This window comes from Arthrobacter sp. D1-17 (assembly GCF_054130535.1).
The window spans coordinates 1,784,053-1,797,919 of sequence record NZ_CP096382.1 but is presented as its reverse complement, the minus strand read 5'-3'; the positions used below and the strand labels follow the sequence as shown (position 1 = coordinate 1,797,919).

The following is a 13,867-nucleotide window of genomic DNA, read 5'->3' as shown; positions in this document are numbered from 1 at the left end:
TCAAGCCGAGAGTCGAATTAAGACGCATTCTTACGCCTGCTTTACCGCCCGCTACAGAATTTTGTTCGCCGGGGCGGCCCGCGGGGCCCTCCCTTTGGGACAGGATCAGGTCTATTCTTTTGCCATGATCCAGCTACCGCCCAGCTATCAGGAATATCTTGCCGACAAAGACGAGAGCTTTGTTGACATGGTACGCCCGGTCCTCCTGCAGTCCGCCGCAGACAAGCTCCACGGCGTTCGTGTGCTCTACGTCCCGCGTGGGCACCAGGCGCACCTTGATGACACCATTCCCTACGGAACGATCATCGAGGACATTGACTAAATCGTCCCGGGCAGACTAATCCCCTGCAGTGCAGTCGCCCGCGGACCCAAGCGGGGCAGAGTCACGTATCCCTGACCGGCGCCGTTGGCTCATCCCTCAAGCAGCAGCCGCTGGGCCCGGGGCGCGAGCGTGTGCTCCAGAACCAGGGACGCGGCGCCCACTGCGCCCACGTCCTCCCCCACCCCGGTTCCCACCACTTCAATGCCGTGGATATTTCCGGCGTCGCTGTTGTGCCGGATCAGTTCGGGAACCAGTTCCAGGTAGCGTTTGGACAGCGGGCCCCAAAACGGCCCGCCAAAAACCACGCGCTCTACGTCGAGCGTGTTGGCCACAACGGCGGCAGCGCGCGCGACCAGCACGGCGGACCTGTCGACGATGGCGGCTGCTGCAGTGTTTCCGGCGTCGGCAGCCTCGCACAGCCGGGCAAAGCCTTCCTGCACCTCCGGGCCGGATAAGGGGCCGTTCCCCTCAAGAACGCCGGCAGCCCGTGCTTCAGCCACCAGAACCTGCGGGATGCAGGAGGACTTTACGCACCCGCGCAGGCCGCAGTCACAGGGTGGGCCGTCCGGGTCCACGACGATGTGGCCGATTTCCCCGGCGTTGCCCGACGTGCCGCGGACTACCTCGTCATTAAGCACGATGCCGCAGCCGATGCCGGTACCCATGTACATGAAGATGAAGCTGCCGGTGCCGCTGGTCCCGCCCGCCCAGGTCTCCGCGACGGCGGCGCTGGTCACGTCCTTGTCCATCAGGACCTCCAGCCCCGTGGCGCCGGCCAGTGCGCTCCGGAGCGGAACGCGGTCCCAGCCGCTCAGCAGCGGGGGCTCCACGACCATTCCGTGGTCATGGTCGATGGGGCCCGGGGCGGCGACGCCCAGTCCGGCGATCTTGGTGCCGTCCACATCCGACGCTTGGGTCAGCTGTTCGATTTCCGCGGCAATGGCTGCGATGACGGCATCGGGGTTGCCGTCATCCGGCGTTCTGATCTGCGAATGCTGCACCACTGCGCCCACAAGGTCCAACAGCACAAACGTTGACACGGCCGGATCCAGGTGCACCCCCACGGCGTACATTCCGGAAGGGTTCAGCCGAAGGATGGTCCGCGGTTTGCCCGGTCCGCTCCCCTCCTTCCCCGCTTCAACGATAAGGTTCTGGTCCAACAGCCGTCGGGAAATGTTGGAGATGGTCTGCGGGGACAGGCCGACGATCTGCGCCAGCTCCACGCGGCTGAGCCCGCCGGCCGAACGCCGGATCGCGTCGAGAATGACTGTTAAGTTGAAGTCACCCATTCGGGGCAGGTTGGTTCCGCGCCTCGGTGAGGGCTGGCGGATCTCGGTCAATGAATCCCCTAAGCAACGTCGGGCGGGTAGCTATTGATGAGTGAATCGTACGTTACCTCCCGGTATACGGGTATGTCCCACGGTCGTGGCCGGACCAGGAGCACCCTTGCCGCAAACAAAGCTTGGCTTACTGCTTCTTGACACTCACTGCCACGGTGAATTTCGGGTTTCTGCCTTTGACGCGAGTGGGTCCTACCAGCCTCTCCAGTGCGGGCAGGTACGGCAGGTGGCTGTTGAAGACTGTCCACAGCTGCCCTCCCGGAGCCAGCACGCGGGCAGCCGCCTCGAACATTTTGACGCCGGCGCCTGCGTGCACGCTGGCATCCAGGTGAAAGGGAGGATTCAGCAGGACAAGGTCGGCGCTGCCTGCCGGGGCGGAAGCCATGGCATCATCCTGCAGCACGGTGATCTGCCCGCCCAGGCCGTTCGCCGCAGCCGTGGCTGCCGCGGAGGCCGTGGCGGCTGCTGACCGGTCTGTGGCTATGACTGCCGACGCCGGATGCGTTCGCGCGTACATTGCAGCGAGGATTCCGGTGCCGCATCCCAGATCCACGGCCGTGGCTGCCGCGGGAAGTTCCGGAAGAAAATTCAGCAGGAACCTGGTGCCGATATCCAGCCGGGTACCGGCAAACACGGCGCCGTGAGCGCATACAGCGAGGTCAAGCTCCGCATTGTGCTCAGTCACGGGGTAAGGAGGCCGCGGCGGCACGGGCCGCGGCGCGGAAGCCACGAGGAGCCGGGACTTCTGGCGTGCCAGCTGAGGCTGGACCGTTTCGAAGTAACGTCCCAGGACGGCGTTCATCCCTAGGGACATATGTTTTACGCGGCCGCCGGCCAGCAGCACTGTCCCGGGCGGCGCATACCGAGCAACGGCATCGGCAATCTCCTCGAGCTCGGCAAGGGTTCTGGGGAGCTGCAGCAAGACGAGGCCGGCATCACGGAGGAGAGGTTCTACGAGGGGCAGCTGCTCAAAGCCGCCATCGACGCCAAGCGCAGCCGCATTGTTCCGCAGGGCCCGCTCCCCCGTGATGAGATCCTGGTGCACCCGAACCCACGCCGGGGCCTCAAATGACATCCCGGAGAGCAGGCCGAGCGTAAGTGCGCCGTAGCGGTCGCCGATGACGGCGACCGTACTCTGCGCCGTCAGATGGTTTGCCGCAGCCTGCAGCAGGAGCGTGTCCGTGGCATCCCATGCCTGAAGATTCAGCGCCTCGACATCAGGGGATCTGCGCAGCCTACTGAATAGCTCCACAACACTGTTTTCCGTCACGTACCGCTGCTTCCCCTTGTTGCTGCTCTCTCAGCCCGATGTTCCTGCCGGCCGGGAAGCCATTCTGGGCCAATTTACAGTGCGATTGGACTAAGCATCCGGTTCGCAGTCTTCATCCTAATCGGCGATGTGCCGGCCGGACCGGCGTAAACCACGTCCGCTCAGCGGACACAAAACTGGAGGCAAAAAGGGAAGGACCGTCCTGTCGGACGGTCCTTCCCTTGTGTACGCGGTGGAGCTGAGGGGACTCGAACCCCTGACCCCCTGCATGCCATGCAGGTGCGCTACCAGCTGCGCCACAGCCCCGTACTTTATTTCCCCCGATGATGTTTCCCGGAAGCAACCTGAACAGCGTAATGCACAAACCGGCCGGAAGCGAAATCGAGCGCTGCCCACTGCCAAACAACAGTGACAGCCGTGCTTCCACCCGCCGTGGACAGTCTTGAGCCGAAGTTGCGGGAACGCTTCCACGGCCTTGAGGTCGTTGCCGGAGGATTCAAGACAGCCGCTCCACAAGGGTGCGGCGAGGATGACGAGGGTGGCTGAGTGGCTGACGATCAGGACCTGCCGGTGCTGGACAGCCGTGTTTTGCGCTCCCTGGCAGACGAAGCCAGCCCGGCCGTGGCCCAAGCGTACATCAACGATTACCTGCAGCTGCTGCCCGTGCGCGCGGCGACGATCCTTCGCGGGCTCGCTGGCGAGGATCAGACGGACGCCATCGAAGGACTGGTCAGCCTGAGGGTGACATCCGCCATGGCGGGCGCGCTGCGGCTGGAAGGATACTGCCGCAAACTCGAACATGCGCTGAAGCATGGTCACCGGGCGGATCCGGCCGCCGTGAAAGCTGTGCTGTTCGCGAACATCCGGTTGCTGGTGCGGGAAGCAAGACGCCAGGGACATCTCCCGAGCCCGCGGCCGGATGTGCCCGAAAGCTAAGGCGTACACAAAAAACCGCCGGGACCAGATGTTCGATCTGATTCCGGCGGTTGTTGGTGGAGCTGAGGGGACTCGAACCCCTGACCCCCTGCATGCCATGCAGGTGCGCTACCAGCTGCGCCACAGCCCCGTATTCTCGCTGCTTCTTCGGCTTCGGCTTCCGCCTCAGGCCCCGTCCTACTGTCCGGATCCCTCCGAAGCAACTCAAATATCTTAGAACAGCGTTTCCGAAAATTCCAAATCGGGCATATTCCCGGCGGTTCGGCTGATTACCGGTGGTTCAGCTGGGCTGTTCCGCCTCCGAGCCGGCTGTTGACTTGGCCGAGGAGTCATCCCCCAGCTGCAGGTCCACCACGGGGCAGTCCTTCCACAGCCGCTCAAGTGCGTAGAAAACGCGGTCTTCCTCGTGCTGGACATGGATCACCACGTCGGAATAATCAAGCAGAACCCAGCGCCCGGCTGACCGGCCCTCGCGGCGGACGGGACGACGGTCCTGCTTGAGGAGTTCTTCCTCAATGCCGTCGACGATGGCGTTGACCTGGCGTTCGCTGGGTGCCGAAGCGATCAGGAAGACGTCGGCCAGTGCGAGTCGCTCGCTGACGTCCAGAGCCACGATGTCCTGGGCAATTTTGTCGGCTGCGGCCCTCGCTGCATGTCGGGCTGTGGCGATGGATGAATCAGATGCAGTCACGGGACTCCTTGTAGTGGTGTTAAACCTGGTGTTGTTGCTGTGGTCAGCGTGCGAGTCCGCTGATGATCATGACGATGCCGGCGATAAGTGCAATGACCCCGAGGGCCAGCACCCCTACCTGCAGCAGCCGGAGCCGGTTGGCCCTGCCGAGGCCGGCCGTCGCAGCGTCCAGCGGGTCAAGGCCATAGGCAGACTGGGCCGATACCGGAGGCAGCGCGGCGAACTCGTCCTTAGACTCCGCCTCCAAAGCCGGTGACGGGTTCACGGCCGACTGCGGAGGCGGCGACTGGCGGGCCGCGGCTGGCGGGGCCGCCGGCGGCGCTGCGGGCGAAGCCGCCGCCCGGGCGGCTGCCTCTGCTCGTGCGATAACGCGTGCACGCCCCGTCGACGGTGCGTTGCCGGCTGAACGGGGAGCCTTTGACGGCTTGGATCCGCGTGCCGGTACACGCGGTCCGGGGTTGGTTACGACAGGCACGTAGGACGTGGCCGGGCGTTTCATGACCGGACGTTCGACGCCGGGAACCTGGACAAACTCCAGCGGCGTCACCATGGCAAGGTTGCTGGCGGTGGACGGACCGTTGTTTGGCTGCGAGGGCGTGTTCTTTTCGGCGAGTTTCTGTTTCGCCATGGCCCGCTTGTTGAGGATGGCCGCACGTTCCGCCAGCGCGATTTGCTGTGCCAGGATCTCAGGGTCCACGGCTTCAGGATCGGTCGCGGCGATGTGCTCCATCTTCGCGATCTGGTTCTTCGCCTGTTCGGCGATCAGGGCGCGTGCTTCGAGGGCCTGCTCAACGGTCATGCCATCGGGCAATTCGTCGGGAATGCCCGGCTGGGTATCAGCAGCCGCTTTGGGAGCCATGGTCGGCTGGGCGGGAGCCTGCGCAGCAGGCTGCCCTTGGTCGCTTGGCCGTGCGGGAGCCGCTGGGCGGTCAGGGACCGCCGGAGCCGCAGTGGTTTTACCTTGGGTAGGCGCAGCAGGGGACTGTTGGCCGGAAGCAGGCGGCACGACGGGGATGGCCGAGGTCACGGCCTTTTCCAGCTCCATCAGTCGTAGCTGGCGGCGCGTGGGCGGTCCTCCCCCGGACAGCTGCCCTTCCTTTTCCGCGAGCTCCTTAATGGTGCGCAGCGCAGCACGGTCCCTGGCCCGGATCTGTGAGGAACGCTCGGCCGCCTGGCCACCGGGCACGGAATCTACGGGTCCCGGTGCCACACGTCGGACACGGCCGGAGGCGGCTGGATCAGCGGGCCGCTGTGCAGTGGGAGTTGTGAACGCTGTCTGGCCTGCGGCAGGCGCTTTTGCAGCCAGCCGGTTCTCGGCAGGATTTTTGGCCGCTGCCTGGCCAGGGGCTGGCGTTTTTGCATCAGGCTGGTTTCCAGCACCCTGGTCTGAGGCAGGGGTTACCTCGCCGGCACCGGTGGTGCTGGCTTCCCGGATCTTGCCCTGGGCTGCATCTCTGGCCTTCCGGAGTTCACGGCGGCTGCGGACGGGTGGCTGTTCCTGACTCATTGAAAACTCATTCAGTGCTGGCGGTTGCGTCTGTCTCGGTGAGCGCGGAGCTGTCCAGTTCCGCCGGCGGCGCGGCGTACAGTCCGTATTTCGCGATGTACTGAACAACCCCGTCCGGAACGAGATACCAGACCGGGTTGTGGGCGGCCACTCGTGCCCGGCAGTCCGTTGAGGAAATGGCCATGGCCGGCACCGTCAGGAGGCTGACGTCCTTGCGGCCCATGCCGTCCAATTCATGGCCGGGGCGGGTCACTCCGACGAAGTGGGCCAGTGACCAGAGTTCATCGATGTCTTTCCACGACAGGATCTGGGCCAGGGCGTCCGCGCCGGTAATGAAGAACAAGTCAGCGTCCGGGCGCTGGCGCCGCAGATCCCGCAGGGTGTCGATGGTGTACGTGGGTCCGGGACGGTCGACGTCTACCCGGCTGACCGTGAACCGCGGGTTCGATGCGGTCGCAATGACGGTCATCAGGTAGCGGTGTTCAGGTTCGCTGACTTTCTTGCTGGACTTCTGCCACGGCTGGCCGGTCGGGACGAACACCACTTCGTCCAGCGCAAACTTTGCGGCTACCTCGCTGGCCGCTACGAGGTGGCCGTGGTGGATGGGATCGAACGTCCCACCCATCACGCCCAGCCTCAACCGGTGTTGCCGGCTGCCGTGATGCAATGCCGCGGAAATGTTAGTGACCCTGGCCGTGGTCGTGCTTGTTGGGGTGCTGGCGGTGCGGGTCCGCGTGCTCGTCAACAGCCGCGTGGCGGTTGCCGAGGTTTGTGTAGGAGAGGGTGACAAACATCATGACCAGCAGGATGGCGAACATGGACACGCCAAAGACCCATGGCTCAGCCCACAGCGGGGCCTTCTCTTCGTGTCCTGCAACTGACGCGGCGATCTGCTGGAGCAGCATTTTCTCCCCTAGGAATGAATAAAAGGATAACGACGGCGGAAATTCCCGCCGTTCCGGACTTCTGTACTATGTTACCGCTTTGCCGGCGCGGATAACGGCGGCCGCTATCCGCGGACCTGGCCCTCACCCTGGACGATCCACTTCGTGGTGGTGAGCTCCGTCAGGCCCATGGGTCCGCGGGCATGAAGCTTCTGCGTGGAAATGCCGACTTCCGCCCCCAGACCCAGCTCGCCGCCGTCGGTAAAGCGCGTGGAAGCGTTCACGATCACGGCAGCGGAATCAATCTCCGCAATGAACCGCTCGGCGTTTGCCAGGTCGTTGGTGAGAATGGCCTCGGTGTGGCCTGAGGTCCACGTGCGGATGTGCTGCACCGCGTCGTCGAGGCTGTCCACCATCGCCACGGCAAGGTCCAGGTCCATGTACTCTGTGGCCCAGTCCTCATCGGTGGCAGCCACCGCTTCAACCGACTCCGGCAGTGCTGCACGGACACGCTCATCGGCGTGGAGGCGGACACCGGCCTTGGCCAGGGCCGAGGCCACGGCCGGGAGAACAGCGGATTTGGAGTGCACTAGAAGGGTCTCCACGGTGTTGCACACGCTCGGACGCTGGGTCTTGGCGTTCAGGAGGATCTCCACGGCCATGTCCTCACCGGCGGACTCGTCGATAAAGATGTGGACGTTGCCCTCTCCCGTTTCGATGACCGGAACGGAAGAGTTGTTGACCACTGTCTGGATCAGTTCACGGCCACCGCGGGGAATCAGCACGTCAACGCGGCCGCGGGCGCGCATCAGCACATTGGCGCCCTCACGGCCGTACTGGTCCACGGTCTGGACCGCGTCCGCGGGCAGGCCGACGGACACGAGCGCCTCGCGCAATACGCCGATGAGGGCCTCGTTGGTGGCTGCCGCGGCAGTTCCGCCGCGCAGGATCACGGCGTTGCCGCTCTTCAGGGCGAGGCCGGCGATATCAACCGTGACGTTGGGGCGTGCCTCATAGATGGCGGCCACCACGCCCATGGGAACGTTGACCTGGCGCAGGCGCAGGCCATTCGGCAGGGTCTGGCCGCGAACCACGTTCCCGACAGGGTCGGGCAGTCCGGCAAGGTTCTCAAGGGCGCCTGCGAGGGCGGCGATGCGGGCGTCGTTCAGGGTCAGCCGGTCGAGCAGCGCCGCGGAGGTTCCATTGGCACGGCCGTTTTCGACGTCCTTTGCGTTAGCTGCGAGGATGTCAGCCTTCCGCTCCAGCAGGGCTCCGCCGATGGCATGCAGGCCCTTGTCCTTCAGCGCGCGGTTGGCGCGGGACATGCTCCGGGCTGCCTCCCGGGCACGGTCCGCGATGGCGTACACGGCCGATTCAACCTCGGCCGGCGTAGGCTGGCTGTTTTCAGGCATGGAAGGGACCTGCATAGCGTCGGTGGATGTCTCTGCTGCTTGGTTCATCAGTGCCTCAGTCATCATTCAAGTCTAGGTGAGTCTGCCCGTCAGACCAGAACCAGGTCGTCAACGTGAACAACCTCACGGTCAAAGCCCCGGCCCAGGGACTCCCCCAGTTCCACGGTGGAACGCCCCAGCATCTGCGGCAGCTCATCGGCCGAGTAGTTAACAAGACCGCGGGCAATCACAGTGCCGTCGGGGGCAATCATTTCAACGGCGTCACCGGACTCAAAGTGGCCCTCAACTGCCGTGATACCCGCCGGCAGCAAGGAGGCGCCCTTGTCGCGCACAGCCTTTACTGCCCCGTTGTCGAGAAGCAGCCGGCCCTGGACATGCGCGAGGTGGGCGAGCCACATCATGCGCACGGACTTGCGGCCGCTGTTGACGGAAAACCACGTTCCCACGTCCTCGCCGGCGAGGGCTGCCGCAGCATTTTCTGTGGACGTGACCAAAGCCGGAATGCCCGAATCCGCGGCCATGATGGCGGCTTCGACTTTCGTCTGCATGCCGCCGGTGCCCACGCCGGCCTTGCCGGTCTTGCCGATGTTGACGCCCTCCAGGTCCTGCGGGCCGTCAACCTGCGGAATTCGTTTGGCGCCGCTGGAGGGGGGCCCGTCGTAGAGGGAGTCGACGTCGGACAGGAGGATCAGCGCGTCGGCGCGCACCAGGTGCGCCACGAGTGCCGAGAGGCGGTCGTTGTCCCCGAAGCGGATCTTGTGCGTGGCGACGGTGTCGTTCTCATTGACGACGGGCACGACCCCGAGGTTCAGGAGCCGGTTCAATGCCCGGAACGCATTAAGGTGGTGGCTGCGCCGCATCAGGTCATCCGCCGTCAGCAGCACCTGGCTCACGGTCACGCCGTGGGCGGCGAACGCGTGGGTGTACCGGGCCATGAGCAGTCCCTGCCCAACACTGGCTGCCGCCTGCTGGGTGGCAAGGTCACGCGGACGCTTCTCAAGTCCAAGCGGCGCAAGCCCGGCGGAGATGGCGCCCGAGGAGACCAGGATGATCTCGGTGCCCTCGTTGCTCTTGGCAGCGAGCGTGTTGGAGAGTTCGATCAGCGCCTCTTCGGAAATTCCGCCCTTGATGCTGGTGAGCGACGACGATCCGACCTTGACGACGATGCGGCGCGCCTTGGCGAGCATGCTGCGGCGGTCGGTCTTGGGCTCCTCGATGACAATTGCGGACGTATCAGACACGTGTGCGCGTTCACTCCTCATGTTGGGTGTTAAGTCCACTCTCCTTGAGCGGCCGTGCGATACGGCGCCCGCTGACTGACTCCGTCCAAATGCCCGCCTTGCGCTCGGCTTCCAGCTCGGCACGCGCCGCAGCCTTCGCCTCGCGGCGTTCGATCTGTTCCTCGCGCTTCTGGGTTCGGGTGGGGCGGTCACCGACGTCTGCAAAGCGGATGTCGGTACCGCGCGGTGATGCCAGCAGTTCGGCACCGGCCATCATTGTCGGTTCCCAGTCGAACACCACGCCGTCGTCGTCACCAATTACCACGGTGTCACCCGGCTTGGCGCCCTGCTTGAACAGCTCGGTTTCAACGCCAAGCTTGGCAAGCCGGTCGGCGAGGTAGCCAATGGCTTCCTCGTTCGTAAAGTCAGTCTGCTTGACCCACCGCACGGGCTTTTCACCCAGGACCCGGAACAGCGGCTCCAGGTTCTTTTCTTCGCGGCGGATCTTGAAGCCGGTCTCGTTCACCGCACGCGGGCGCAGCACCGGGGCATGCACCTTCGGGGGCGCGGCCGCCACCGAATCACGGGCGGCCTTAACGATCTCCGCCATGGCGAATCCAAGCTGCCGAAGGCCCTCGTGGCTCGTGGCGGAAACCTCGAACACGCGGTAGCCCCTGGATTCCAGTTCGGGGCGGACAAAATCGGCCATGTCCTTGCCGTCAGGCAGGTCCACCTTGTTCAGTGCGACCAAACGGGGCCGGTGGTTAAGCGGAACAACCTCGCCGTTGTTGCCGGCGTAGCTCATGTCGACGGCATACTTTTCGAGTTCGGCTTCGATAATGGCGAGGTCTGAGAGTGGATCTCGGTCAGATTCCAGCGTACCGCAGTCCAAAACGTGCACCAAAGCTGCGCATCGCTCGACATGTCGCAGGAAGTTGTGTCCCAGGCCCTTGCCTTCGCTGGCACCCTCGATGAGCCCGGGAACGTCGGCGATGGTGAACCGGATGTCACCGGCCTGCACAACGCCAAGGTTCGGAATGAGCGTGGTGAAGGGGTAGTCGGCGATTTTGGGGCGGGCAGCGGACATTGCCGCAATCAGGCTGGACTTGCCGGCCGAGGGGAAGCCGACCAGAGCGATGTCGGCGATGGACTTCAGCTCCAGCACGATGTCGGCAGACTCGCCCTCGATGCCGAGCAGGGCGAAGCCAGGTGCCCGCCGCTTCTGGGAGGACAGGGCTGCATTGCCGAGTCCGCCCAAGCCGCCGGCGGCCGCAATGTACTCGGTGCCTTCGCCCACGAGGTCGGCGAGGACTTCGCCGTCTTTGGTCTTGACGACCGTGCCGTCCGGGACCGGCAGGACCAAGGTCTCGCCGTTCTTGCCGCCGCGCCAGTCACCCATGCCCGGGCCGCCGTTGGTGGCGTGGCGATGAGGGGCATGGTGGTAGTCCAGCAGCGTGGTGGTCTGGGAGTCCACCCGGAGGATGACGTCGCCGCCGTTGCCGCCGTTGCCGCCGTCGGGTCCGCCGAGAGGCTTGAACTTCTCGCGGTGGACAGAGACACAACCGTGGCCACCGGTACCGCCGGATACGTGCAGTACTACGCGGTCTACAAAGCTCGCCACGGTGAATCTCCTCTGTGCTGAATGTGGCCGTGTTGGAACGCCCAAATTGATTGTAATGCGGTTAAACGACCAGTGGAGCGGGCCATCATGGCCCGCTCCACCGGTTGAGTTCTGTTGTTACTCTGCAGCTGCAGCAGCAACAATGTTCACGACGCGACGGCCGCGGCGGGTGCCGAATTCGACAGCACCGGCCTGGAGTGCGAACAGCGTGTCGTCGCCACCGCGGCCAACGCCTGCACCGGGGTGGAAGTGGGTGCCGCGCTGGCGAACGATGATTTCGCCGGCGGAAACTACCTGGCCGCCGAAGCGCTTGACGCCGAGGTACTGTGCGTTGGAGTCACGACCGTTGCGAGTGGAGCTCGCGCCCTTTTTATGTGCCATTTGGAATGCCTGCCTCTAAATTCTGGGGAATCTGCTGGAAACCTGATCAGTAACCGAAGTTACTGGATGCCGGTGATCTTGACCTTGGTCAGTTCCTGACGGTGACCCTGGCGCTTCTTGTATCCGGTCTTGTTCTTGAACTTCTGGATGACAATCTTCGGACCACGCAGGTCCTGAAGGATCTCAGCCGTAACAGTTACCTTGGCCAGGTCCGCCGCAGCAGACGTGACCTTGTCGCCGTCAACCAGGAGCAGTGCGGGCAGCTCAATGGTGCTGCCGGCTCCACCGGCGACGCGGTTCAGGGTAACGAAGTCTCCAACGGAAACCTTCTCTTGGCGGCCGCCTGCGCGGACAATCGCGTACACCACTTGGGAACTCACTTCTCTCGACGTTTATTACTAAATTTGCGTGCGGAACCGGGGGTCCGATTGTGTATGGCCTGGCTCTCGCTGTGCCTCAACGCCGTGGACTCCCCGAGGGAATCCGTGAGCTAACCCAAGAACATTACCGCTTGGAATTCCAATTGGACGGTTCCCGGGGTCATAACCCAAGTGTTGGCGTAAGCACCGAAGATCTAGATTACGCTAATTTTGCCTTCGGCCGCAAATGAGGCTGGTCCCGGCGGGTAGTCCGTGATAAGCACCACAGGGGCTTTCGCTCCAAGCCTGCCGTGACCATGCCCATTTATCTTACCGGCTTAACCGCCGGTTCCCTTTCAGCTGTGACGGCGCGGCGCGTCGAAGAAATCAACCTCGAAGCGGCAGGAGTGCCGGAAGGCAGTGAGCATCTCTCGGCGTTCCGCGTCGGAAGCTTTTCGCCCCGCTGTGTCAGTGATTGAGATGGCCTGCCGGGTGGCTGCTGCAAAACCCTCATCGGCGTAGGTGCGCAGCCACTCCGCGTAGGGGTGCCCGTCCGGGGCTCCGGCTGCCAGGAATCCGGTATGCAGGGTCTGCCCTACTTCGGCGTAGAGCCAGAAGCACGGGAGCACCGCCGCCACCAGCACCGCGTAGCTGCCGGATGCCGACGCGGCCAGGAGGTGGTCCACGTAGGCCTTCGTCTCCGGGCCAAGGCCCCTGGGGACTGTTCTGGTGCTTAGCCAGCTGCGGTGCAGCTCGGACTCGACTTCGAGGCATTGCTGGGAGGACCGGGCCCAGAAGAGCTGCTCGGCCTCGGTGGGGGCGAGCGCGCTGGCCCTGGCGAGAACCCGCGAATAGCCGTTGAGGTAGATGGCATCCTGCGCAAGGTAGTAGGCAAACTGGTTTTCCGGGAGGCTTCCCTCTGACAGCCCGCGGATGAAATCCAAACCGTAAATCGCGTCGAGGTCAGCAGCGGCCTCCGCCTGCAGCAGGGCCGCGAAGCTGCCGTCGGCGGTATCGTCTGCCTGCGGCAGATGGTGGAAGTGGTGTACCGGGCCGTTTCCGTGGCCTACCTCGAGCTGCTCGGAGGCGCGCAATGCGCCCTCCAGCCAGGGCTTGACGGTGCGCAGGGCAAGTTCCCAGTTCCCCAGCCGAGCCTGTACGGTCGCCATCGCCGAGGACAGTGAGCACCCCGTGCCGTGGCTGTTTCGGGTGGATACGCGCTGCCCCTCCACCACCACAACGTCCGCAGATAAAGCCCCACCCGTGTTCACCAGGGCGTCCGGGCAGTCAGCGCCCTCCAGGTGCCCGCCCTTGACGAGGACAATAGCCCCGGTTTCGGCCGAGAGCCGCTTTCCCTGTTCCAATGCCTCGGACCAGGTGGCCGCTTCCTGCTCACCCAGCAGCATGCCCAGTTCCGCAAGGTTAGGTGTAATGAGGTCTGCGAGAGGCAGCAGCGACCGCAGCGCCCCCTCAGCGGATTCCTGAAGGAGCCGGTCGCCGCTTGTGGCAACCATGACCGGGTCCAGGACAACGACGCCGGGACGCACCTTCTCGAGCCACGTGCGGACCGCGGTGATGATGTCCGCGTCGCCCAGCATGCCGATCTTCACGGCGTCAATGGCGATGTCGTCGCTGACCGCCGCGAGCTGCGCAGCGATGAAGCCGGCCGGCGGCACGTGGACTCCTCTGACTCCCCTGGTGTTTTGTGCCGTCAGCGCAGTGATGGCGGCCATTCCGTAGCCGCCGGTGGCTGCGATGCTTTTCAGGTCGGCCTGAATGCCGGCGCCGCCGGAAGGATCTGAACCGGCGATGGCCAGGACCCGGGGAACCCTCCGGGTGGCGGGTGAAACGTGAACGGGAGCCGCTGCTCCACGGACGTCTGCACCAAAAGACATCGTGGAGATCGAAAGCGGAGCAGTCGCCA

14 protein-coding genes and 2 tRNA genes are annotated in these 13,867 nt (G+C 64.4%); 2 read left to right on the top strand and 14 right to left on the bottom strand.

From position 1 onward, the window contains the following. The first annotated feature begins 124 nt into the window (after positions 1–124). A complete protein-coding gene (locus tag M1E01_RS08400; protein ID WP_457974577.1) occupies positions 125–322 on the top strand; it encodes a hypothetical protein in 198 nt (65 codons plus the stop codon). A gap of 89 nt (positions 323–411) precedes the next feature. Here M1E01_RS08400 and M1E01_RS08395 read toward each other — a convergent pair whose 3' ends face one another. The 3 genes from M1E01_RS08395 to M1E01_RS08385 form a co-directional block, all read right to left on the bottom strand. Beyond that, on the bottom strand, positions 412–1,611 hold the full coding sequence (locus M1E01_RS08395; RefSeq protein WP_457974576.1) for an ROK family transcriptional regulator: 1,200 nt from the start codon (positions 1,609–1,611) through the stop codon (positions 412–414). A 178-nt stretch (positions 1,612–1,789) separates the two neighbouring features. Beyond that, positions 1,790–2,932, bottom strand: coding sequence for a class I SAM-dependent methyltransferase (locus M1E01_RS08390; protein WP_457974575.1), 1,143 nt, complete (start codon positions 2,930–2,932; stop codon positions 1,790–1,792). Between the two features lie 233 nt (positions 2,933–3,165). Beyond that, positions 3,166–3,238 (bottom strand) — tRNA-Ala (locus M1E01_RS08385). Between the two features lie 240 nt (positions 3,239–3,478). Between M1E01_RS08385 and M1E01_RS08380 the strand changes: the two genes are divergently transcribed. Continuing rightward, entirely contained in the window at positions 3,479–3,868 is a 390-nt protein-coding gene (locus M1E01_RS08380; protein WP_457974574.1) for a hypothetical protein, read from the top strand. A gap of 54 nt (positions 3,869–3,922) precedes the next feature. On the opposite strand, the gene M1E01_RS08375 is transcribed toward M1E01_RS08380, so the two are convergent. The 11 genes from M1E01_RS08375 to thiD form a co-directional block, all read right to left on the bottom strand. Beyond that, positions 3,923–3,998: transfer RNA gene (locus M1E01_RS08375), tRNA-Ala, on the bottom strand. A 150-nt stretch (positions 3,999–4,148) separates the two neighbouring features. Continuing rightward, positions 4,149–4,559 carry a ribosome silencing factor gene (gene rsfS, locus M1E01_RS08370; RefSeq protein ID WP_457974573.1) on the bottom strand — a complete coding sequence of 137 codons (411 nt, stop codon included), beginning with the start codon at positions 4,557–4,559 and terminating at the stop codon, positions 4,149–4,151. 43 nt (positions 4,560–4,602) lie between these two features. Then, positions 4,603–6,066 (bottom strand): hypothetical protein, encoded by a 1,464-nt coding sequence (locus M1E01_RS08365; RefSeq protein ID WP_457974572.1) that lies wholly within the window; start codon positions 6,064–6,066, stop codon positions 4,603–4,605. 7 nt (positions 6,067–6,073) lie between these two features. Then, positions 6,074–6,733 carry a nicotinate-nucleotide adenylyltransferase gene (gene nadD / locus M1E01_RS08360; protein WP_457974571.1) on the bottom strand — a complete coding sequence of 220 codons (660 nt, stop codon included), beginning with the start codon at positions 6,731–6,733 and terminating at the stop codon, positions 6,074–6,076. 13 nt (positions 6,734–6,746) lie between these two features. Continuing rightward, positions 6,747–6,971, bottom strand: a complete 225-nt coding sequence (locus tag M1E01_RS08355; protein WP_457974570.1) for a hypothetical protein — start codon at positions 6,969–6,971, stop codon at positions 6,747–6,749. Positions 6,972–7,075: 104 nt separating this feature from the next. Then, positions 7,076–8,425: a glutamate-5-semialdehyde dehydrogenase gene (locus tag M1E01_RS08350; RefSeq protein WP_457974569.1), complete on the bottom strand. Its 1,350-nt coding sequence runs from the start codon at positions 8,423–8,425 to the stop codon at positions 7,076–7,078. A gap of 26 nt (positions 8,426–8,451) precedes the next feature. Continuing rightward, the gene (gene proB, locus M1E01_RS08345; RefSeq protein ID WP_457974910.1) at positions 8,452–9,549 is read right to left on the bottom strand and encodes a glutamate 5-kinase; all 1,098 of its coding nucleotides are present in this window, start codon (positions 9,547–9,549) and stop codon (positions 8,452–8,454) included. Positions 9,550–9,613: 64 nt separating this feature from the next. Next, on the bottom strand, positions 9,614–11,203 hold the full coding sequence (obgE, locus tag M1E01_RS08340; RefSeq protein ID WP_457974568.1) for a GTPase ObgE: 1,590 nt from the start codon (positions 11,201–11,203) through the stop codon (positions 9,614–9,616). A 117-nt stretch (positions 11,204–11,320) separates the two neighbouring features. Further along, positions 11,321–11,584, bottom strand: coding sequence for a 50S ribosomal protein L27 (gene rpmA, locus M1E01_RS08335; protein ID WP_003803426.1), 264 nt, complete (start codon positions 11,582–11,584; stop codon positions 11,321–11,323). A gap of 59 nt (positions 11,585–11,643) precedes the next feature. After that, positions 11,644–11,952 (bottom strand): 50S ribosomal protein L21, encoded by a 309-nt coding sequence (gene rplU / locus M1E01_RS08330; RefSeq protein WP_079596325.1) that lies wholly within the window; start codon positions 11,950–11,952, stop codon positions 11,644–11,646. A 347-nt stretch (positions 11,953–12,299) separates the two neighbouring features. Beyond that, positions 12,300–13,838: a bifunctional hydroxymethylpyrimidine kinase/phosphomethylpyrimidine kinase gene (gene thiD / locus M1E01_RS08325; protein ID WP_457974909.1), complete on the bottom strand. Its 1,539-nt coding sequence runs from the start codon at positions 13,836–13,838 to the stop codon at positions 12,300–12,302. Between the last annotated feature and the right edge of the window lie 29 nt (positions 13,839–13,867).

Bases quoted from the DNA above. Each gene is read 5' to 3' on its own strand.
- M1E01_RS08400 (WP_457974577.1), top strand. From the start codon at position 125: ATGATCCAGCTACCGCCCAGCTATCAGGAATATCTTGCCGACAAAGAC.
- M1E01_RS08395 (WP_457974576.1), bottom strand. From the start codon at position 1,611: ATGGGTGACTTCAACTTAACAGTCATTCTCGACGCGATCCGGCGTTCG.
- M1E01_RS08365 (WP_457974572.1), bottom strand. From the start codon at position 6,066: ATGAGTCAGGAACAGCCACCCGTCCGCAGCCGCCGTGAACTCCGGAAG.
- M1E01_RS08355 (WP_457974570.1), bottom strand. From the start codon at position 6,971: ATGCTGCTCCAGCAGATCGCCGCGTCAGTTGCAGGACACGAAGAGAAG.
- M1E01_RS08350 (WP_457974569.1), bottom strand. From the start codon at position 8,425: ATGACTGAGGCACTGATGAACCAAGCAGCAGAGACATCCACCGACGCT.
- proB (WP_457974910.1), bottom strand. From the start codon at position 9,549: ATGCTCGCCAAGGCGCGCCGCATCGTCGTCAAGGTCGGATCGTCGTCG.
- rpmA (WP_003803426.1), bottom strand. From the start codon at position 11,584: ATGGCACATAAAAAGGGCGCGAGCTCCACTCGCAACGGTCGTGACTCC.
- thiD (WP_457974909.1), bottom strand. From the start codon at position 13,838: ATGTCTTTTGGTGCAGACGTCCGTGGAGCAGCGGCTCCCGTTCACGTT.